General features: G+C 61.1%; 19 protein-coding genes and 1 pseudogene. 12 read left to right on the forward strand and 8 right to left on the reverse strand.

Translation table 11 applies throughout. From position 1 onward, the window contains the following. The first annotated feature begins 100 nt into the window (after positions 1-100). Positions 101-1,975: a sensor histidine kinase gene (locus tag J0663_RS02400; protein ID WP_207242885.1), complete on the forward strand. Its 1,875-nt coding sequence runs from the start codon at positions 101-103 to the stop codon at positions 1,973-1,975. Between the two features lie 4 nt (positions 1,976-1,979). Further along, a complete protein-coding gene (locus J0663_RS02405; protein ID WP_207242886.1) occupies positions 1,980-3,326 on the forward strand; it encodes a sigma-54-dependent transcriptional regulator in 1,347 nt (448 codons plus the stop codon). Between the two features lie 25 nt (positions 3,327-3,351). On the opposite strand, the gene J0663_RS02410 is transcribed toward J0663_RS02405, so the two are convergent. Next, on the reverse strand, positions 3,352-3,828 hold the full coding sequence (locus tag J0663_RS02410) for an Lrp/AsnC family transcriptional regulator (protein ID WP_207242887.1): 477 nt from the start codon (positions 3,826-3,828) through the stop codon (positions 3,352-3,354). Positions 3,829-3,969: 141 nt separating this feature from the next. Here J0663_RS02410 and J0663_RS02415 point away from each other — a divergent pair, with 141 nt between their 5' ends. After that, a complete protein-coding gene (locus J0663_RS02415; protein WP_207242888.1) occupies positions 3,970-4,989 on the forward strand; it encodes a 1-aminocyclopropane-1-carboxylate deaminase in 1,020 nt (339 codons plus the stop codon). A 177-nt stretch (positions 4,990-5,166) separates the two neighbouring features. Here J0663_RS02415 and J0663_RS02420 read toward each other — a convergent pair whose 3' ends face one another. After that, positions 5,167-5,634, reverse strand: a complete 468-nt coding sequence (locus tag J0663_RS02420) for an Lrp/AsnC family transcriptional regulator (RefSeq protein WP_009992419.1) — start codon at positions 5,632-5,634, stop codon at positions 5,167-5,169. A gap of 231 nt (positions 5,635-5,865) precedes the next feature. Between J0663_RS02420 and trxB the strand changes: the two genes are divergently transcribed. From trxB to J0663_RS02450, 6 genes are all read left to right on the forward strand, one after another. After that, on the forward strand, positions 5,866-6,840 hold the full coding sequence (gene trxB, locus J0663_RS02425) for a thioredoxin-disulfide reductase (protein ID WP_207242889.1): 975 nt from the start codon (positions 5,866-5,868) through the stop codon (positions 6,838-6,840). A gap of 22 nt (positions 6,841-6,862) precedes the next feature. Beyond that, entirely contained in the window at positions 6,863-7,759 is an 897-nt protein-coding gene (locus tag J0663_RS02430; protein ID WP_004671024.1) for a LysR family transcriptional regulator VtlR, read from the forward strand. Between the two features lie 552 nt (positions 7,760-8,311). Then, positions 8,312-8,605 carry an ArsR/SmtB family transcription factor gene (locus J0663_RS02435; protein ID WP_207242890.1) on the forward strand — a complete coding sequence of 98 codons (294 nt, stop codon included), beginning with the start codon at positions 8,312-8,314 and terminating at the stop codon, positions 8,603-8,605. Position 8,606: 1 nt separating this feature from the next. Further along, positions 8,607-9,773: an MFS transporter gene (locus J0663_RS02440; protein ID WP_207242891.1), complete on the forward strand. Its 1,167-nt coding sequence runs from the start codon at positions 8,607-8,609 to the stop codon at positions 9,771-9,773. Between the two features lie 25 nt (positions 9,774-9,798). Continuing rightward, the gene (locus tag J0663_RS02445; RefSeq protein WP_207242892.1) at positions 9,799-10,923 is read left to right on the forward strand and encodes an alkene reductase; all 1,125 of its coding nucleotides are present in this window, start codon (positions 9,799-9,801) and stop codon (positions 10,921-10,923) included. A gap of 74 nt (positions 10,924-10,997) precedes the next feature. Continuing rightward, complete coding sequence (locus J0663_RS02450; protein WP_207242893.1) at positions 10,998-11,798, forward strand: aminoglycoside phosphotransferase family protein; 801 nt, start codon at positions 10,998-11,000, stop codon at positions 11,796-11,798. On the opposite strand, the gene J0663_RS02455 is transcribed toward J0663_RS02450, so the two are convergent. Further along, positions 11,795-12,817, reverse strand: coding sequence for an NAD(P)H-binding protein (locus tag J0663_RS02455; RefSeq protein ID WP_207242894.1), 1,023 nt, complete (start codon positions 12,815-12,817; stop codon positions 11,795-11,797). The genes J0663_RS02450 and J0663_RS02455 overlap by 4 nt on opposite strands. A gap of 94 nt (positions 12,818-12,911) precedes the next feature. Between J0663_RS02455 and J0663_RS02460 the strand changes: the two genes are divergently transcribed. Further along, the gene (locus J0663_RS02460; RefSeq protein ID WP_207242895.1) at positions 12,912-13,814 is read left to right on the forward strand and encodes a LysR family transcriptional regulator; all 903 of its coding nucleotides are present in this window, start codon (positions 12,912-12,914) and stop codon (positions 13,812-13,814) included. After that, positions 13,759-14,211, forward strand: a complete 453-nt coding sequence (locus J0663_RS02465; protein ID WP_246590354.1) for a GrpB family protein — start codon at positions 13,759-13,761, stop codon at positions 14,209-14,211. Before J0663_RS02460 ends, J0663_RS02465 begins: the two co-directional genes overlap by 56 nt. On the opposite strand, the gene J0663_RS02470 is transcribed toward J0663_RS02465, so the two are convergent. Further along, positions 14,208-14,495 carry a DUF2188 domain-containing protein gene (locus tag J0663_RS02470; RefSeq protein ID WP_207242897.1) on the reverse strand — a complete coding sequence of 96 codons (288 nt, stop codon included), beginning with the start codon at positions 14,493-14,495 and terminating at the stop codon, positions 14,208-14,210. The two genes, J0663_RS02465 and J0663_RS02470, sit on opposite strands and share 4 nt — an antisense overlap. 231 nt (positions 14,496-14,726) lie before the next feature. On the opposite strand from J0663_RS02470, the gene J0663_RS02475 reads away from it, so the two are divergent. Further along, a complete protein-coding gene (locus J0663_RS02475; RefSeq protein WP_207242898.1) occupies positions 14,727-15,824 on the forward strand; it encodes a calcium:cation antiporter in 1,098 nt (365 codons plus the stop codon). A gap of 64 nt (positions 15,825-15,888) precedes the next feature. On the opposite strand, the gene J0663_RS02480 is transcribed toward J0663_RS02475, so the two are convergent. The 4 genes and pseudogenes from J0663_RS02480 to J0663_RS02495 all read right to left on the reverse strand — a co-directional run bounded on the left by J0663_RS02480 (position 15,889) and on the right by J0663_RS02495 (position 19,525). Continuing rightward, entirely contained in the window at positions 15,889-16,758 is an 870-nt protein-coding gene (locus tag J0663_RS02480) for a 3-deoxy-manno-octulosonate cytidylyltransferase (protein ID WP_207242899.1), read from the reverse strand. A 47-nt stretch (positions 16,759-16,805) separates the two neighbouring features. Continuing rightward, the gene (locus J0663_RS02485; RefSeq protein ID WP_207242900.1) at positions 16,806-17,711 is read right to left on the reverse strand and encodes a glycosyltransferase family 8 protein; all 906 of its coding nucleotides are present in this window, start codon (positions 17,709-17,711) and stop codon (positions 16,806-16,808) included. 250 nt (positions 17,712-17,961) lie between these two features. Continuing rightward, positions 17,962-18,221 (reverse strand): annotated as a pseudogene (locus J0663_RS02490) (type II toxin-antitoxin system Phd/YefM family antitoxin). Between the two features lie 101 nt (positions 18,222-18,322). Next, a complete protein-coding gene (locus J0663_RS02495) occupies positions 18,323-19,525 on the reverse strand; it encodes a pyridoxal phosphate-dependent aminotransferase (protein WP_207242901.1) in 1,203 nt (400 codons plus the stop codon). Positions 19,526-19,763: the final 238 nt, after the last annotated feature.

Below are 19,763 nucleotides of genomic sequence, written 5' to 3' on the forward strand. Positions count from 1 at the left end.
TAAACTATTGATTTGTAAGTGTAAAAAATTTTTGGACGTGTCGCGCTCCGCCGAGAAATGCGGAAATCCGCACAAACTCATTTGCATCTCGTGCAGAAACATGCACAAATCCGCCATGTCCTTATCCGTCTCGAAAAAGCTGTGGCCGTCCCTGCCGCTGCATCATCGCATCCGGCGGATGTGGTGGGCCTATGCGGCGATCGCGCTTCTGGCTGTCGTCGCGAGCCTGTGGGCAAGCGGCGAAATCGGCCGCGAGCAAGCCGAGAGCGCTCTCGAGGAACAGGCCCGCATGGATGCCAGGCTGAATGTAGCTTTGCTGCGCACTGTCCTCGAAAAATACCGGGCGCTTCCCTTCGTGCTCTCGCAGGACGCCGCGCTCGCAGCCGCGCTGGCGGAAAACGACGCCGGCACGTTCGAGCAGCTGAGCCAGAAGCTGGAAATGCTGGCGGCAGGCACGAAGGCTGCGGTCATCTATGTCATCGACAAGGACGGCATTGCGGTTTCGGCCAGCAACTGGCGCGAACCGACGAGCTTCGTCGGCAACGACTATCGTTTCCGCGAATATTTTCAGGGTGCGGTGGCGAATGGCCAGGCCGAGCACTTCGCGCTCGGCACCGTCAGCAAGAAACCCGGCCTCTATATCTCCGAGCGGATATCAGGCAGCAACGGCCTCCTGGGCGTCGTCGTCGTTAAGCTTGAATTCGACGACGTCGAGGCGGATTGGGATGCCACCGACGCCCCCTCCTACGTCGTCGACGAACGCGGCATAGTCCTCATAACAAGCATCCCCTCGTGGCGGTTCATGACGATCGGCCGGATCGCCGAGGACCGGCTGACCGCGATCCGCGAAAGCCTGCAGTTCGGCGATGCGCCGCTTCAGCCCCTGCCGCTCGACACCGTCCGAAACCTCGGCGACGGGCTCGATGTCGTCGAGATCGTCATGCCGGGAGGCGCCGGAAAGACCAGGTTTCTCGATATCGGCACCCCGGTTCCCGGGACCCGATGGGTGCTGCAGCATCTGGTGGCGCTCGGGCCGGCCGTCGATGCAGGCATTCGCGAAGCCCGCATGCTGGCATTGCTGATACTCTTGCCGCTGCTTGCTGGCGGAGCCTTGCTGTTGCGGCGCCGCCAGGCGGTCACTTTGCGAATTTTCAGAGAACAGCAGGCACGCGAGGAGCTGGAGCGGCGGGTGGCCGAGCGGACGCTGGATCTCAGACAGGCGCGGGACCGGCTGCAGGCCGAAATCACAGGCCACAGGAATACGGAACAGAGGCTGCAGGCGGTGCAGCAGGATCTGGTGCAGGCCAACCGGTTGGCGATCCTGGGCCAGGTCGCCGCTGGCGTCGCCCATGAGATCAACCAGCCGGTCGCAACCATCCGCGCCTATGCGGATAATGCCCGCATCTTCCTCGATCGCGGCCAGACCGTACCTGCGGGCAAGAATCTCGAGAATATCGCGGCGCTGACGGAGCGCATCGGCGCGATCACCGAGGAGTTGAAGACCTTCGCGCGCAAGGGCCGCGGCAGCGCCGAGCCGACGGGCCTGAAGGATGTGATCGAAGGGGCGGTGATATTGCTGCGGAGCCGCTTTGCCGGGCGCATGGATACGCTCAACATCGATCTGCCGCCTGCCGAGCTGCAGGTCATGGGCAACAGGATCCGCCTGGAACAGGTGCTCATCAACCTGCTCCAGAATGCCCTGGAGGCTGTGGCGCCGAAAGCCGATCAGGCCCGCGTCCGAGTCAGGACCTCGGCCGATGCGGAGACCGTGACGCTGACGGTCGCCGACAATGGTCCCGGCATTTCGCCGGAGATCCGCAAGGGCCTCTTCACCCCGTTCAACACCTCGAAGGAAAAAGGTCTCGGCCTCGGGCTCGTGATCTCCAAGGATATCGTCAGCGATTACGGCGGCCGAATGGAAGTCGAGAGCGATGGCGAGGGAGCCCGGTTCATCGTTCATCTGAGGAGGGCTTGATGTCATGGACACACTGAGTCCCGTCGCGCTGATCGACGACGACAGGGATCTGCGCCGCGCCACCGCCCAGACGCTTGAACTCGCCGGCTTTTCGGTTTCGGCCTATGACGGCGCGCAAGCGGTGCTGGCGGAGCTGACGGCCGATTTTGCCGGCCCCGTCGTCACCGATATCCGCATGCCGGAGATCGACGGGCTGCAGCTCTTCGCCACGCTCAAGGACATGGATGCCGACCTCCCGGTAATCCTGATGACCGGTCACGGCGATATCCCCATGGCCGTTCAGGCGATCCAGAACGGCGCCTATGATTTCATCGCCAAACCCTTTCCGGCCGATCGGCTGGTGCAGAGCGTGCGCCGCGCGAGCGAAAAGCGGCGGCTCGTTCTGGAAAACCGCGCATTGCGCAAAGCGGCCGAGAATGCGCAGGAAACCCTGCCGCTGATCGGCCAGACACCCGCCATGGAAAACCTGAGGAAGATCCTTCGCCATATCGCCGATACAGATGTCGACGTGCTCGTCGCCGGCGAAACCGGCAGCGGCAAGGAAGTCGTCGCCCAGATCCTGCACCAATGGAGCTACCGCCGGAAGGGCAATTTCGTCGCATTGAACTGCGGAGCGCTCCCCGAAACCGTCATCGAAAGCGAGCTGTTCGGCCATGAGGCCGGCGCCTTTACCGGCGCCCAGAAGCGCCGCATGGGCCGCATCGAACATGCAAGCGGCGGCACGCTCTTCCTCGACGAGATCGAAAGCATGCCCGTCGCCACGCAGGTCAAGATGCTGCGTGTGTTGGAGATGCGCGAAATCACGCCGCTCGGCACAAATGAGGTGCGCCCGGTCGATCTGCGCGTCGTCGCCGCCGCCAAGATCGACCTCGGCGATCCCGAGTTGCGCGGCGATTTTCGCGAGGATCTCTATTACAGGCTGAATGTCGTGACGATTTCCATTCCGCCGCTGAGGGAGCGCCGCGACGATATTCCGCTGCTGTTTTCCCACTTCGCCGCCCGCGCCGCCGAGCGCTTCCGCCGCGATGTCCCGCAGCTTTCAGAAAATGTTCGCCGCCATCTCGCCTCCCATGCTTGGCCGGGCAACGTCCGCGAGCTCTCCCACTATGCCGAACGCGTTGTGCTGGGCGTGGAAGGCGGCGGCGTTGCGGCGGTCCCTCCGCAGCCGGCGGGCGGCACGCTGCCCGAACGGCTGGAACGCTACGAGGCGGAGACCATCCGCGAGGCTCTGACGGCCAATGACGGCGACGTGCGCCGCACCATCGAAGCGCTCGGCATCCCCAGAAAGACGTTTTACGACAAGCTCCAGCGCCACGGCATCAGCCGCGGCGGCTACATCAAGGGCAAGTGAGCCGAACCGGCATTGAACCGCGCTGTCAGAACGGCAGACGCGCATCCTCCTTGACTTCCTTCATGACGAAAAATGTACGGGTCTGCCTGACGCCGGGTAGCGCGATCAGTTTTTGCCCGTGCAGCTTGTTGAAATCAGCGATGTCGCGAACCCTGATCTTGAGAAGATAATCGAAGTCACCGGCGACGAGATTACAGTCGAGGACTTCCTTCAATTCGAGCACCGCACTTTCAAAGGCTGCAAAGCTCTCCGGCGTGGAGCGGTCGAGCACGACACCGACCATGACGAGTGCCCCGAGACCGACCGAGGCGGGTGCCACCTCCGCTCTCACGCCCGTGATGTAGCCATCGTCGAACAGGCGCTGCGTGCGCCTGTGACAGGTGGCGGGACTGACGTTGACGCGTTCGGCAAGCTCGGCATTCGTCAGCCGGCCTTCGGCCTGCAAAGCCCTCAGAATCTTGACGTCGATCCGGTCCAGCGGCTCCATGAAAGAATCTTTCATATTTCGAGTATTCACCTACTGAAAGCTTCATTCGACTACAATAAATTCGCGGATCACAAAAGCTTTACTCGCAAAATAGAGAGCACCTCTCACGCCGTTTGCCTTAAAATCGGCGCCGATGCCACACGACGGAGCCGCCTGATGTCCCTTCTCGAAAAATTCGAACGCTATCCCCTCACTTTCGGCGCGACCCCGATCGAGCATCTCCCGCGGTTGACGGCAGCGCTCGGCGGAAAGGTGCAGATCTACGCCAAACGCGACGACTGCAATTCGGGCCTCGCCATGGGCGGCAACAAGCTCAGAAAGCTCGAATATATAGTGCCGGACGCAATCGCCTCGGGTGCCGATACACTGGTTTCCATCGGGGGCGTGCAATCCAACCATACCCGCATGGTCGCCGCCACTGCAGCCAAGATTGGCATGAAATGCGTGGTAATTCAGGAGAAATGGGTGCCGCACTATGACGCCGTCTATGATCGCGTCGGCAACATCCTGATGACGCGGCTGATGGGCGCCGACAGCCGCCTTGTTGATGACGGTTTCGACATCGGCATCCGAAAGAGCTGGGAAGATGCCATCCAGTCCGTGAAGGATGCGGGCGGCAAGCCCTATCCCATCCCCGCGGGCGCCTCGGTGCATAAATACGGCGCCCTCGGCTATATCGGCTTTGCCGAAGAAGTGGCAAAGCAGGAAGAAGAGCTCGGCTTCAGATTCGACTACGTCGTCGTGTGCGTCGTCACCGGATCGACGCAAGGCGGCATGATTGTCGGCTTCGCCGCGCAGAACCGCGCCGATCGCGTGATCGGCATCGATGCATCGGGCACGCCCGATCAGACGCGAGCCCAGGTCCGCCACATCGTCGACAACACTGCCGAGCTGGTCGGGCTGGGCCGAGCCATTCGAGACGACGAAATCGTCATCAATCCCGACTATGCCTATCCGGCCTACGGCGTACCGTCAGAGGAGACCAACGAGGCCATACGCTTTGCCGCCCGCACCGAGGCGATGATCACCGATCCGGTCTATGAAGGAAAATCCATGCAGGGCCTCATAGACCTGACACGCAAAGGCTTCTTCCCGGAGGGGTCGAAGGTTCTCTACGCCCATCTTGGCGGCGCCCCGGCGCTCAATGGCTACAGCTACTATTATCGAGAGGGATAGGTCCCCAAGGAATTGGAAGGAGAGTGCCGCCGTCGGATGCGATGCTCTCCTCGATCAGACAGACGGCGTCGTTTCCGGCCCAGGCCGATCGACCGTCCGTTCAGATGGCGCCGGAAACTAGGTTTCGAGCAGGAAATCGCGCTTTGCAGATCCGTTGGGGCTGAATGTCGCCTTGCCCTAGACTTCGACCAGTCCCAGCTTTTTCACCTGCCGGATCGTCAGCATGGTGCGCACGGTATCGACATGTTCGTTCGCCGTCAGCACTTCGATGACGAAATCCTGGAAGTGGGTGAGATTTTCAGCCACGCAATGCAGCAGGAAATCGCTGTCGCCCGACACCATCCAGGCCTGGCGCACCAGCGGCCATTCGGTGGTGGCGGCGGCGAACGCCTTGAGATTGCCTTCCGACTGGTGCTTGAGGCCGACCATGCAGAAAGCCACCAGATCGAAGCCGAGCTTCGGGCTGTTTAGCATGGCGTGGTAGCCTTCGATGATGCCGGCTTCCTCGAGCTTGCGCACCCGGCGCAGACACGGCGGCGCGGAAATGCCGACGCGGTCGGCGAGCTCCACATTAGTCATGCGGCCGTCGGCTTGCAGCTCCCGAAGGATCTTTATGTCGATGACGTCGAGCTCGGTCCGACCCACATCCTTGCCTTTCTTTAATTCGCAGCGGCGAGCTTCTATATAAAGCGGCGGAATACGCAAGAAAGTTTCAAGCTGATGACGGATTCTTGCACATCAAGGCGATTTGCCTTGTTGGTAATGCAAGGCTGCCCTTGAATAAAAGCATTGGACGTTCATAAATGGCGCATGGACCGCGAAACGGCCGCAATCGCATTTTAGCCGCCGCCCTCCTGCCAGTCGAAAGGAAATGACATGCCCGCCCGCCACACAAAGGTGCTCATCATCGGTTCCGGACCCGCGGGTTATACTGCCGCAGTCTATGCCGCGCGCGCCATGCTGAAGCCGGTTCTGATCGCCGGCCTCGAACAGGGCGGCCAGTTGATGATCACCACCGATGTCGAGAATTATCCGGGCTTTGCCGATCCGATCCAAGGCCCCTGGCTGATGGAGCAGATGCTGCAGCAGGCACAACATGTCGGCGCCGAGATCGTCAATGATCTGGTGACCGAAGTCGACTTGAACCAGCGCCCCTTCGTCGCACGTACCGACAGCGGCCAAGTCTGGACCGCAGATACGCTGATCATCGCCACCGGCGCCAAGGCTAAGTGGCTCGGTATCGAGAGCGAGCAGCATTTCCAGGGCTTCGGCGTTTCGGCCTGCGCCACCTGCGATGGCTTCTTCTATCGCAACAAGGATGTGATCGTGGTCGGCGGCGGCAACAGCGCCGTCGAAGAGGCGCTCTATCTCTCCAATATCGCCAAGTCGGTCACATTGGTGCACCGCCGCGACTCCTTCCGGGCAGAGAAGATCCTGCAGGAACGCCTGTTCGCCAAGGAGAACGTCAAGGTGCTGTGGAACACCGAGGTGGCCGAGATCACGGGAACGCCTGCCAAGCCGCCGATGCCGCCGTCGGTATCCGGCGCGCGCCTGCGCGATGTCAGAACCGGCGCGATCACCGAAATGGCGATCGACGGCGTCTTCGTCGCGATCGGCCATGCGCCGGCAACCGAGCTTTTCAAGGGCAAGCTGAAGCTGAAGGAGAATGGTTATCTCTGGACCGCGCCGGATTCGACTGCGACCAGTCTGGAAGGGGTCTATGCCGCCGGCGACGTGACGGACGATACGTTCCGCCAGGCTATCACCGCCGCCGGCCTGGGATGCATGGCAGCGCTTGAGGCCGAGCGCTATCTGACGGGTCACATGCCCGTCGCCGTGGCCGCGGAGTAAGATCGGCATGAGGGGCGGGGGAATGCCATTGGATTGGGACAAGCTGCGTATTTTTCACGCAGCTGCCGAAGCGGGTTCGTTCACGCATGCGGCGGACAAACTGCATCTGTCTCAATCCGCCATCAGCCGCCAGGTCAGTGCGTTGGAGCAGGATGTCGGCACCAAGCTGTTTCACCGTCACGCGCGCGGGCTGATCCTGACGGAACAGGGCGAACTGCTTTACCGCACCGCCCATGACGTGCTGCTCAAGCTCGAAACCGTGAAGATGCAGCTCACCGAGACCACCGAGACGCCGTCCGGCAAGCTGCGCGTCACGACAACGGTCGGCCTCGGCCAGGGCTGGCTCACCGACAAAATCCAGGAATTTCTGCAGCTTTATCCCGACGTGCAGATCCAGCTCATCCTCGACAATGAGGAAGTGGATGTGAACATGCGCCATGCCGACTGCGCGATCCGGCTGCGCCAGCCGCAACAGTCCGACCTGATCCAGCGCAAGCTCTTCACCGTGCACATGCACGTCTATGCGGCCCCCTCCTATATCAATCGCCACGGCGAACCGCAGAAGATCGAGGATCTCGACAATCACCGCATCATCACCTTCGGCGAACCGGCGCCGAGTTATCTGCTCGACGTCAACTGGCTCGAAGTCGCCGGCCGCTCCTCGGACAACAAGCGGATCCCGCATCTGCAGATCAACAGCCAAACCTCGATCAAACGCGCCTGCCTGCTCGGAATCGGTGTCGCCTGCCTTCCGGATTATATCGTCGGCCGCGATCCCGGCTTGATTCAGCTGGCGATCAACGCCGATGTGCCATCCTTCGACACCTATTTCTGTTATCCGGATGAGATCAAGAACGCAGCCAAGCTGAAAGCCTTCCGCGACTTCATCGTCAGCAAAGCCAGAAACTGGAACTTTTAAGCCAGTTTTATGGAATGATTTCCATACTATGCAGAGAGCGCATAACTGGCATGCACAAATGTGGGTTGCCGTTTGCCCATTAAACCACCATATCGCACATAGCTGATGCACATGGTGGCTTTTCCTCCCAGTTCCACCGCATTAGCTGTTCCCCTCTGGAGGTTTTTAACCTTCACACTTATAAGGGCCCTGGTTTTCCAGCGGCCCTCTTTTTTTGCCTTGGCTCAGCGGAAAATGCCGCACCGCAAAAAAATTGTGCGGCGCATAGCAGGCATGCACAAAAAAGCATTGAAACCTGCCTAAGGAAGCACCATATCCCTTTCAGCTGATGCATTTCGTGGTTTCTCTCCCAGTACCACCGCATTAGCTGTTCCCCTCTGGAGGTTATTGACCTTCACAATTCAAAGGGCCCTGGTTTTCCGGTGGCCCTCTTTTTTTGCCCAAAATTTGCGCACGGGCAAAAAGCAGCCGCCTCACGTCACCGTGATTTGCATATCGAAGCTGGCCGATCGATATATCGATCAAAGACGATTTATAGTTCGGCAAACGACGATGGACAAAGACGAGATCATTAAGGCGCTCGCCCATCCCACCCGGATGGACATTCTGAACTGGCTGAAAAATCCCGAGCAGCATTTTCCAACGCAGGAGCATCCCTTCGAGATGGGCGTCTGCGCCAGCCAGTTCGAACGCTGCGGCCTATCGCAATCCACGGTCTCGGCCCATCTCGGAACGTTGCATCGCGCCGGCCTCGTCACCACCAGGCGCGTCGGTCAGTGGATCTTCTACAAACGCAACGAAGAAACGATCGCCGCTTTCCTCAAGCAGCTAGCCCAGGATCTTTAGAATGCCCGTCGCTCTTCTCGTGCTTGCCTTGAGCTCCTTTGCGATAGGCACAACGGAATTCGTCATCATGGGTCTGCTGCCGGAGGTCGCCGCCGACCTCTCGGTCACCATCCCTGAGGCCGGATGGCTGGTAACCGGCTATGCGCTGGCGGTCGCGATCGGCGCACCCGTCATGGCCGCTTCGACTGCGAAGCTGAAGCGGCGCACGGCACTGATTGCGCTGATGGCCTTCTTCATCGCCGGCAATCTGCTTTGCGCCCTGGCGAGCGATTATTGGGTGCTGATGGTCGCCCGTATCGTCACCGCACTCTGCCACGGCGCCTTCTTCGGCATTGGCTCGGTCGTCGCCGCTGGCCTGGTCGCCGAAGACCGCAAGGCCCGCGCCGTCGCATTGATGTTCACCGGCCTGACGCTCGCCAATGTCCTCGGCGTGCCGCTCGGGACCGCGATCGGCCAAGCCTATGGCTGGCGCGCCACCTTCGGGGTCGTGACCGTCATCGGCATCGTCACCATATCGGGCCTGATCGCCATCCTGCCGCGTGACCGGCAGCAGGAAAGCGGCAGCATTCTGCGTGAAATCGCGGCCCTCAGGAATGGGGGTCTGTGGCTGGCGCTCTCCACCACCGTCTTCTTCGCCGCCTCGATGTTCGCGCTCTTCACCTATATCGCGCCGCTGCTGCGCGATGTCACCGGCGTTTCGCCGGAAGGCGTCACCTGGACGCTGTTCCTGATCGGGCTCGGGCTGACCGTCGGCAATCTCGTCGGCGGCAAGCTTGCCGATTGGCGGCTCGGCACGACGCTCGCCGGCGTCTTCGCCGCCATCGCCATCACCTCCCTCGCTTTCAGCTATACGAGCCGTTTGTTCATCCCGGCTGAGATCACCCTCTTCCTCTGGGCGACCGCAAGCTTCGCCGCCGTGCCGGCGCTTCAGGTCGGCGTCGTCGGCTTCGGCAAGGACGCGCCGAACCTCGTCTCCACGATCAATATCGGCGCCTTCAACACCGGCAATGCGCTCGGCGCCTGGGCAGGCGGCCTGGTCATCGATGCCGGCTTCGATCTCACCCGCGTTCCTCTCGCCGCAGCCCTGATGGCCCTGATCGGCCTGGGTGCTACGGCGCTCACCTATCTCTCCGCCAAGGGCCGGGCCGCCCTTGCCCCTGCCGAGTGATCCTCCCGCAAAAGAAAGGACCATCATGGCCAAGCTTTTCGAACCCACCAAGGTTGGCGACATCAGTGTCAAGAACCGCATCGTCATGGCGCCGCTCACCCGCAATCGCTCGCCGGGCGCGATCCCCAATGACCTCAATGTCGAATATTACCGCCAGCGCGCCACATCAGGCCTGATCATCACCGAAGCGACCCCAATAACCCATCAGGGCCAGGGCTATGCCAACGTGCCAGGCCTCTACACCAAGGAAGCGCTCGACGGCTGGAAGCGCGTGACCGATGCCGTTCACGCGGCAGGTGGCAAGATCGTCGTCCAGATGTGGCATGTCGGCCGAATCTCGCACACGACGCTGCAGCCGGACGGCGGAAAGCCGGTCTCCTCGACCAACCGCGCCGCAAAATCCAAGACCTATCTGGTCAATCCCGACGGCAGCGGCAGCTTTGCGGACACCTCCGAACCGCGCGCGCTCGAAACCGCTGAAATTCCCGGCATCGTCGAGGACTACCGCAAAGCGGCGCGCGCCGCGATCGATGCCGGCTTCGACGGCGTCGAAATCCACGGCGCCAACGGCTATCTCCTCGACCAGTTCATGCGCGACGGCATCAACGACCGAACCGACGAATATGGCGGGTCGATCGAAAACCGTGCCCGCCTGACTTTCGAGGTCGTCGATGCCGTCGTGAAGGAAATCGGCACCGGCCGCACGGCAATCCGCATCTCGCCGGTTACGCCGTCGAACGATAGCTACGATTCCAATCCGCAGACGACCTTCACCTACGTCGTCGAGAGGCTGGCCAAATACGATCTCGCCTATATCCACGTCGTCGAAGGCCAGACCGGCGGCGACCGCGACTACAAGCAGGGCGACAACCCCTCCTTCGACTACGAGGCGCTGCGCCAAGCCTATGAAAAGGCCGGCGGCAAGGCCAGCTGGATGGTCAACAACGGCTATGACCGCGATCTCGCGATCGATGCTGCCGAAAGCGGCCGCGCTGATCTCGTCGCCTTCGGTAAGCCCTTCATCGCCAATCCGGATCTCGTCGAACGGCTGGCAAAGAACCTGCCGCTCAACACGCCGGATCAATCGACCTTCTATGGCGGCAGCGCCAAGGGCTATATCGATTACCCCACGCTCGAAAAGGTCGCTTGAACCCTCAGGATACGAACCGCAAAATCCCGCCGAGAGGCGGGATTTCTGCGTTCAAGATCCCTATATAAGCCGCCATGTTCGCTCCCTATCTCGATCGCTGGTCGCTCATCTCAGACGGCGAGCCCATCATCACCCATTCGAGCCGCCTGCTACCGGTCCTCTGGCAGGATCGGCCCGCCATGCTGAAAGTCGCGGCCGATATCGACGAACGATACGGCGCGCTGTTGATGCAGTGGTGGGAGGGCGACGGCGCAGCCCATGTCTATGCCCATGAGGGCGACGCCGTGCTCCTGGAACGGGCGCTGGGAAAACGCTCGCTGCTTTCCATGGCGATGGACGGCGAAGACGATGAGGCGAGCCGCATCCTCTGCCGCACCGCCGCACGGCTGCATGCGCCGCGCCAAAAACCGCTTCCCAATCCTATTCCCCTCACCCGCTGGTTCCGCGATCTCGAACCGGCCGCCGGCAGATATGGCGGCACGCTAACCGATTGCTCGGCAATAGCCAACGCCCTCCTTGCCGACCCGCGCGAGCCCGTCGTCCTCCATGGCGATATCCATCACGGCAACATTCTCGATTTCGAGGCCCGCGGCTGGCTGGCGATCGATCCGAAGCGGCTCCATGGCGAGCGCGGCTTCGATTTCGCCAATATCTTCGCCAATGAGGAACTGCCGACCATCACCGATCCCGCCCGTTTCCGCCGCCAGCTCGCGATCGTCTCGGCGGAGGCCCGGCTCGAGCCGAAGCGGCTGCTGCAATGGATCGCCGCCTATTCCGGCCTTTCCGCCGCCTGGTTCCTTGGTGACCCGAATATGGAGCAGGCCGAGACGGCCTTGACGGTTGCCCGGATCGCCCTTTCGGAACTCTCGGCCTAGTGCGCCTTCTGCAGCGAATGCCCGACGAAGGCGGTTGCCGTGTCCTGACGCGGTTCAGGCAGGCAGCCGAGCGCCACGAGTGAGGCTCTCACCGCCTCGTCGATCGGCGTCTGCGGCTCCCGGCCGAGTTCGGCCACAAGCTTGGCGTTGCTCATCCTTAGCGGCACCTTCCAGAGATAGCGCATCTCCTGGATCTCCCGCATGATCGGCATAAAGGGTGCCGCGAGCGGCACGATCCACCAGGGAAACCGCGCGATCTTTGCCTTGCCGGCGGAAACGCGCTTGATTGCTTCCGCCATCTGCATGCCATCCGCATCCCAGAAGCCATCCATATGATAGACGGCAAAGGGCGACAGCCGATCGGCCCGCTCGACGAGCTGGGCGATGGTTTCCGCCATGTCGGGCAGATAGGCCCATTGATGGCCGACGCCGCGCCGCCCGGGATTCTTGATCGTGCCGACCGGTTTTCCAGGTGTCACGAGTCCCGATGAAAACCAACTGTTGGCTGTGGCGCCAGGACCGAAGAAATCGCCGGCACGAACGATGATGGCGCCGGCGCCCGATCGCGACGCAGCCTCCAGCCGCTTCTCCATCTCGACGCGGATCACCCCCTTCTTCGTCACCGGATGCTGCGGGCTTTCCTCCGTCGGCGCCAGCAGGGCATCGGGGCCGAAGTTGTAGACGTTACCCGGCAGCACGATGCGCACACCGACGGCGAGAGCCGCAGCGATGCTATTGTCGAGCATCGGCAGCACCAGCCTTTCCCAGTCGCGATAACCCGGCGGATTGACGGCGTGGACGATCAAGCCGACGCCTTCGGCCGCCCTCAGCACATCGCCGGCGTTCATTGCGTCGCCCTGCACCCATTCGAATGCCGGCTCGTTCTTCGATGCTTTGGCAGCGTCGCGGTTGAGCGCCCGGATGCGCCAGCTTCGCGCCAGAAGCTTGCGCGCGATCGCGCCGCCGATACCGCCCGTCGCGCCGAGAACCAGTGCCGTCTTCTTGATATCTCCACTCATCACAATCATCTCCTTCGATTGCATGAGACGACTATGCTCCCGACTTAAGATAAACGAAATTGACGAAAAAAGTGCATTGGCTATACAAAAACATATGACTTTCGAACCGAGCTGGGATTTCTACCGCAGTTTTTTGACCGTGCTCCAGCAGGGATCGCTTTCGGCCGCCGCGCGCGAGCTGGGGCTGACCCAGCCGACAATAGGCCGGCATGTCGATGCTCTGGAACAGGCGATCGGCGCCGAGCTCTTCATCCGATCGCCGAACGGCCTGCTGCCGACCGACGCGGCGCAGGCGCTGAAACCCTATGCCGAGACGCTGGCGGCAACCGCCGCCGCCCTTTTACGCACCGCATCCGGCGAGCGCGAGAGCGTGGCGGGAACGGTCAGGGTCAGCGCCAGCGAGGTTGTCGCCGTCGAGGTCCTGCCTGGGATTCTCGGGCCGCTGCAGGAAACCTATCCCGAGCTCCAGATCGAGCTCTCGGCATCGGATACAATCGAGGACTTGGTGAACCGCGAGGCCGATATCGCCGTGCGTATGGCCGAGCCGCAACAAGACGCGCTCGTCGTGCGCCGCATCGGCGATATTCCGCTCGGCTTCCATGCTCATCGCCACTATCTCGAACGCCATGGCATTCCGCAGACTATGGCGGATCTCGCCACCCACCGGCTGATCGGCTTCGACCGGCAGACAGCCTATGTTCGCATGGTGATGAAACGCTACCCGGCACCCGAGGGCATCAAATTCGCCTACAGGACCGACAGCAATCTTGCTCAGCTTTCCGCAATCCGTGCCGGCGTCGGCATCGGCATCTGTCAGATCGGACTGGCGCGAGACAATCCCGACCTCGTGCACGTCCTGCCCGATGCTTTCGTCATACCGCTCGGCACATGGGTTGTGATGCATGAGAGCCTGAAGACCTCGCCGCGCTGCCGGGCCACGTTTGACGCACTGGTCAAGGGCCTCCAGACCTATCAGCGTTATTCCACCGGCACATAATGAAATCACTGCCATACCGGGCATGACCGCCAAGCCGCTCATCGATGTCGATATCGTTCTTCCCAGCCTCGAGCATGTCGAGGATGCGACGCGGGTACTTCTGGCAGAAGGTTACGAACCGCGCGGCAATCGCTATGACGACGAAGTATGGGCATTCATGTCGAGAGGTTCGGTGCCGGCGGAACGCGTCTATCTTTGCCCGGCCGGCAACCACACGCATCGAGACAGACTGGCTTTCCGGGATTATCTCATCGCGCATCCTCAGTCGGCGAGCGATTATGCCGCGCTCAAGCGCGAGCTGGCCGCCGAATTCAGGATGGATGGCGATCGCTATACCGCACTTAAGCGTGAATTCGTCGATACGGTCGTCGCGCGGGCATTGGCGGGCGATAATTAGCTTCGAATGCCTTGCGAGGCCTCGGCCGCACGGTCCTTCCACAGGGCGTCAACCACTTCGGTTTCCGGCCGATCGCCGCCCTCGGCATATTCCTCATGCCATTTTCCGTTTTCGTCCTGCCAGCTGATCTCGGCGGAATCGCCGCCGACCTGCTGTTCGGCCGCAACGATACGCGCAGCCTCGAGCGCCTCGGCGTGGGTCGGGAATGCCTCGGAATAAACGCCTCCCAGTCTGTAGGCCCAACCGCCGTCATGCGGCACGACTTCGTAGACCACCTTGACCATGCATCCGTCTCCTCATCTTCTTGTTGCACATACGCGCGCTTCCGGACAGGATCCGGATCATCGCGGCCGCTAGACGAGAATACGAGGACGCCGCGATCTGCTTTCCGGCCCCGATAATCGTCAGTATTCCATTAAACGCTGAAGACTGCAAATAGGACGAGTATCGGAGCATGCTGCCGTCGCGAGATCAAGGGCTTGTAGCGGACGCGTCCACGGCGACAGGAGCTGGGTTTGAGCATCGTTTCACGCTTTGAAGAGGAAAAGTTTCTGATCGCCGCACTGATCGTTGCGATGATCGCCTATCTCTTGGAACACGCTGTGGTCGAATTGGGACGCGGCGTCGCGTTGCTCGCCGCCGGCGTCCTGGTCGCCACCATCGTACTTGCTTCGATCCGTGTTGCGCATCATGCCGAACTGCTCGCCGTCAAGGTCGGCGATCCCTATGGCACGATGATTTTGACGCTTTCGGCTCTCGCCGTCGAAGTCATCATCCTCGCCATCATGATGGCCGGCGAGAGCTCTCCGACACTGGTGCGCGACACGATCTATTCGGCCCTGATGATCGATATCAACGGCATTCTCGGCCTCGCCGCCCTTCTCGGCGGCCTCAAGCACGGCGAGCAGCCCTACAACGACAATTCGGGCAAGACCTACGGCGTGATGATCCTTACCGCCATGGGCATTTCGATGATCGTGCCGGAATTCGTGCCGAGAGATAAGTGGCATTATTATTCCGCCTTCACCATCGTCGCGATGATTGCGCTTTACGGCCTCTTCCTGCGCATGCAGGTCGGCCAGCACAGCTATTTCTTCAGCTACAGCTATCCGCGGTCCGACCGGAAGAAGGAAAGTCACGATGAACAGGGCGCCGACAGACCGGCCGTCGTCTCAATCGCCACCATCCTCGTCGGCGTCGTCATCATCGGCCTGCTGGCGGAGTTCATGTCGGCCTTCATGAGCGAAGGCCTGCGCGACAGCGGCGCACCAATCGCCGTCACCGCCGTCGTCGTCGCGGCGATTTCCGCCGCACCCGAGATCCTGACCGCATTGAGGGCGGCACTAAGGAACCGCATGCAGGCGACGGTCAACATTGCGATGGGCGCGTCGCTCTCGACAGTGATCCTGACGGTCCCCGTGATGGAGGCGATCGCGCTCTACACTGGCCAGCCCTTCATCATGGCGATGACCCCCGTGCAGACGGTGATGGTGGCGATCACGCTGATTGCCGCCGCAATCAACCTCAACGACGGCGAGACCAACGCCATCGAAGGCATGACGCATTTCATCCTCTTCGCCACCTTCGTCATGCTGACGGCGCTGGGCCTTTGAAGACGGCGCGCTGAGACCGGCGTGCGAGAGAAGCTCTCGGCAGGTCACGCCTGAAAGGCGACAGTCATTGCTTCGATTTTTCGAGGAAGCGCTCTTTACGGGTTTTCGGCTTGAAGCGCCGGAAGAAGTTTTCGATGGCGCGAATGGATTTGGTGACCGACATCAGCCTATCGATCTGGCCGTTCGCATTGTGGAGGCGCTCGGACAAGACTTCGGCCGCCGTCATCGCGATCTCGATCGGCGGCACCTGTGGAAACCGTTTGGCGAGCGCGGCATAGGGGCTGGCATCGACGCCGCCCATCATCGAGATCGCACCCATGCGGGCAAAGAGACGCAGGAAGATCTGTTCGAACGTCCAATCATGCACGTCGAAGACCTTCCACTTCTCGCTTCTCTTTGCCGAAAAGCCGGCCAGCAGGATCTTGCCCGGCAGCTGCAGTTCGGCGAGCCAGAGCGCCATCGCAAAGCCGCTCGTCGCAATCTTGCCTGCGGGATAGAGATCGACGAGCATTTGCGTCAGATCGAGGTGGCGAGTTTTGGCGCCTTTGAAGCCGCTCTCCTCGCTAAAGTTTTCCTCAGGCGAGACGCGAATGTTGACGACGCCCAGAAAATCGTCGCCGGCAAAAAAACGCAGGACATCCCCCACCTCGCGCCGGTGAACGATATTGGCGCCCATCACGCCGCTGCGGGCAACCAGCACCGCATGGCCGGCAAAGGGTTCGTCGAGCACTTTGTAGACATTGTTGAAGAAGACGTAGAGCGCCGACTCCGGCAATTCGCTGAGCAGCCGTTCGAAATCGACCGCTTCGCTGTTTGCCACCAGCACGATGTGCGAATAGCGTGACAGCAGCGCCTTCCACGCGTCCGGCGTCAAGACATTGAAACCGTCATCTGCGGTGGCCATGGTTTGCGTCTCGCTGGGAATTGATTCCATATCGGCTCACATGCACTTTCCAAGGACGATGCGCTCGGCCCGCCCCACTAGCTGTTGCTGAAATAGGCGCGCATCCGTGCAAGCCGCGTCAGCCCGCCGATCTGCTTTCCCACATGCGAGAGGAAGCCCGCGACTCGGCCTGCCGTCGACGGCTGCCTGCTGAAGGAGGCCCAGGACGTGTCGCGGAGATCCTCGGCGTAACGCTTGGCCATCCGCCGGTGCACCCAGGGAACGGTCGCCTGCCACGGCTTCTTGCGGCCGGTGAAATGAAAGATCGCGGGCCGATCGACGAAAGGCAGCAGGCCCGTCTGCGTATTCCAGCGCGGATCGAGCACCAGCCAATCACCGTCGAAGGTGACATTCAAAGCATCCTGATCGTTGTTCTCGAACAGATGCGACCGCTCCTCGAAGATGTCCCGGGTCCTGGCGAAAAGCCCCTTCGCCCGGCAGGCCGACCAGTCGAACAGCAGCACGCCAGCATTGAAGTAGCGGCCGCCCTCACCCATGCCGATCTTGCGCTGCCGCGCGCCTGATTTCTCGGGGAAAGCCATGACGTAATCGTCGACGGCGGCAAGCGCCTTGCCTTGAAAATCAAGATTAAAGAGTTCATCGACAGGCGCGACCGCCAGTACGTCGGCATCGAGGTAAAGCAGGCGCTCGATATTGCCGGGTATATCACGATCCATGTAGAGCCGCGCCAGCGTGGCGCCGGACCAGCGGCCCCGCGCCTGGAGGCCGGTGTCGGGCGTCTTATAGGGCAGCACCCTGATCGCCATACCGTGAAGCCGCCCAAAATTGTCGACCTCGGAGACCTCGTTCGGCTTGAGGTCGATGCCGAGAAGCAGGAACTCTACACCGGCGTTGGCGAGATTGCGCTTGACGGAAAGCAGGGTGCAGCAGGCGGCCGGCAGCATGTTGACGTCAGAACAGACGATGACGGCACTCTGCTGCAAAATCCGGCCTCCCGAAGCGGCAATTGAACTTGATGCCGGATATCTAGTTGGTTTGGTGTCCGCCCGCAACTACAGACCGCCCATCCCACCGGCACTCGCCCTCACGTTTTGAATCGGAATTCAACGACTTGCGAGGCAAAGCGGATTCAGATGCGGAGCATGTTGAATCGAAACGTGAACTTAGAGCCCCTGCAGTTTCTGCTGGGCAATCGCGACCATCCTGTGCGTATCGAGCAACACACCCACATAGTCACGGCAGTGGCTTGAGAAGGAAATCTTTCGGCAAAGGATCGTCGAAGTCATCGGCGATATACATCTCCGTCCTCTTGATCCCCTTGGAACGAAGATAGGCCTCGCCGGCCTCCAGATTCAAACCACCGCGTTTCTGATGCGGCACGAGATCGAATACCGGCCGGCCGTTCCGCGTCACGACAACGGTCTCGCCTCCCTGATCTCGCGGGCGAGCTCGGTCAGGTGTTTTTTTGCATCGCGGATCGAGACGGTCTTCATGAAATTCGATGTAGCCACATGCCGCTACACCATCAACATCACAACAAATAAAAAGGCCCGCCGTCACCGGCAGGCCTTCGATCAATACAATCGCAGTCCGCTTAATTGCAGGCTGCGCAGAAGCGCTGAATGCGGCGGCAGGCTTCTTCGAGTAGCTCTTCCGACGTTGCGTAGGAGATACGGAAGTTCGGACCGAGGCCGAAGGCCGAACCGTGGACGACGGCAACACCTTCGGTTTCCAGCAGTTCGGAAACGAAATCCTCGTCCGTCTCGATGACCTTGCCCGACGGCGCCGTCTTGCCGATCAGGCCGGCGCAGGACGGATAGACGTAGAAGGCGCCTTCCGGCACCGGGCAGACGATGCCCTTGGCCTGGTTCAGCATGGATACCACGAGGTCGCGGCGGCCTTCGAAGATTTTCTTGTTCTCGGGGATGAAGTCCTGCGTGCCGTTCAGCGCTTCGACAGCCGCCCACTGGGCGATCGACGTCGCACCCGAGGTCTGCTGGCCCTGGATCATGTCCATCGCCTTGATCAGCTGGATCGGGCCGGCTGCATAGCCGATACGCCAGCCGGTCATCGCATAGGCCTTGGAGACGCCGTTCATCGTCAGCGTGCGGTCGTAGAGCTTCGGCTCCACTTCGACAGGCGTGACGAACTTGAAGTCGCCATAGGTCAGGTGCTCGTACATATCGTCGGTCAGCACCCAGACATGCGGATGCTTCATCAGCACATCGGTCAGCGCCTTCAGCTCGGCATGCGTATAGGCAGCGCCCGTCGGATTGGACGGCGAGTTGAAGATGAACCACTTGGTCTTCGGCGTGATCGCCTTTTCGAGATCGGCGGCCTGGAGCTTGAAATTGTGCTCCTGCGTGGCCGAAACGAAAACCGGCGTGCCGCCGCAAAGCGCCACCATCTCCGGATAGGAAACCCAGTAGGGCGCGGGGACGACGACTTCGTCGCCGGGGTTCAGCGTCGCCATGAAGGCGTTGAACAGGATCTGCTTGCCCCCGGTGCCGACGATCGTCTGCTCCCAGGAATATTCCAGACCATTTTCGCGCTTGAACTTGGCGGCGATCGCCTTGCGCAGCTCAGGGATACCGGAAACAGGCGTGTACTTCGTCTCGCCGCGGTTGATCGCGTCGATGGCGGCCTTCTTGATATTGTCGGGCGTATCGAAATCCGGCTCACCTGCGCCGAGGCCAATGACGTCGCGTCCTTTCGCTTTCAGCTCGCGCGCTTTCTGGGAGACGGCGATGGTGGCTGAAGGCTTCACACGGGAAAGAGCATCGGCAAGGAAGGCCATGATATCGGTCCTAATGGTTGAAACGGGCAGAAAGCCGGGACCGGAGTTCTGCGGTTAGCTCTATGTCCAATGTATGACGGCATTTCAAGCGCAAAGGCGTGATGGGAGCAATGATTCTTATTGATCGCTTTGCCGCACCGGCAAGCCGGCCCGCCGTCCTTTCCCGCAAGGCTTGCGGCGAGCGGTTCAAGGGATGAGGTCACTAATCATTCTGGGCTAATTGCTTTTCGAGGCATTG

Origin of the sequence: Rhizobium lentis, assembly GCF_017352135.1 — a bacterium.
GTDB classification, from domain to species: Bacteria; Pseudomonadota; Alphaproteobacteria; order Rhizobiales; family Rhizobiaceae; genus Rhizobium; species Rhizobium lentis.

What these genes read in the sequence shown, in the direction of transcription:
- J0663_RS02470 (WP_207242897.1), bottom strand. Translation starts at nt 14,495, where the DNA reads ATGGTCAAGGTGGTCTACGAAGTCGTGCCGCATGACGGCGGTTGGGCC.
- trxB (WP_207242889.1), top strand. Translation starts at nt 5,866, where the DNA reads ATGCCCGCCCGCCACACAAAGGTGCTCATCATCGGTTCCGGACCCGCG.
- J0663_RS02460 (WP_207242895.1), top strand. Translation starts at nt 12,912, where the DNA reads ATGACTTTCGAACCGAGCTGGGATTTCTACCGCAGTTTTTTGACCGTG.
- J0663_RS02430 (WP_004671024.1), top strand. Translation starts at nt 6,863, where the DNA reads ATGCCATTGGATTGGGACAAGCTGCGTATTTTTCACGCAGCTGCCGAA.
- J0663_RS02455 (WP_207242894.1), bottom strand. Translation starts at nt 12,817, where the DNA reads ATGAGTGGAGATATCAAGAAGACGGCACTGGTTCTCGGCGCGACGGGC.
- J0663_RS02435 (WP_207242890.1), top strand. Translation starts at nt 8,312, where the DNA reads ATGGACAAAGACGAGATCATTAAGGCGCTCGCCCATCCCACCCGGATG.
- J0663_RS02440 (WP_207242891.1), top strand. Translation starts at nt 8,607, where the DNA reads ATGCCCGTCGCTCTTCTCGTGCTTGCCTTGAGCTCCTTTGCGATAGGC.
- J0663_RS02445 (WP_207242892.1), top strand. Translation starts at nt 9,799, where the DNA reads ATGGCCAAGCTTTTCGAACCCACCAAGGTTGGCGACATCAGTGTCAAG.
- J0663_RS02495 (WP_207242901.1), bottom strand. Translation starts at nt 19,525, where the DNA reads ATGGCCTTCCTTGCCGATGCTCTTTCCCGTGTGAAGCCTTCAGCCACC.
- J0663_RS02410 (WP_207242887.1), bottom strand. Translation starts at nt 3,828, where the DNA reads ATGAAAGATTCTTTCATGGAGCCGCTGGACCGGATCGACGTCAAGATT.
- J0663_RS02400 (WP_207242885.1), top strand. Translation starts at nt 101, where the DNA reads ATGCACAAATCCGCCATGTCCTTATCCGTCTCGAAAAAGCTGTGGCCG.
- J0663_RS02415 (WP_207242888.1), top strand. Translation starts at nt 3,970, where the DNA reads ATGTCCCTTCTCGAAAAATTCGAACGCTATCCCCTCACTTTCGGCGCG.
- J0663_RS02480 (WP_207242899.1), bottom strand. Translation starts at nt 16,758, where the DNA reads ATGGAATCAATTCCCAGCGAGACGCAAACCATGGCCACCGCAGATGAC.
- J0663_RS02405 (WP_207242886.1), top strand. Translation starts at nt 1,980, where the DNA reads ATGGACACACTGAGTCCCGTCGCGCTGATCGACGACGACAGGGATCTG.
- J0663_RS02450 (WP_207242893.1), top strand. Translation starts at nt 10,998, where the DNA reads ATGTTCGCTCCCTATCTCGATCGCTGGTCGCTCATCTCAGACGGCGAG.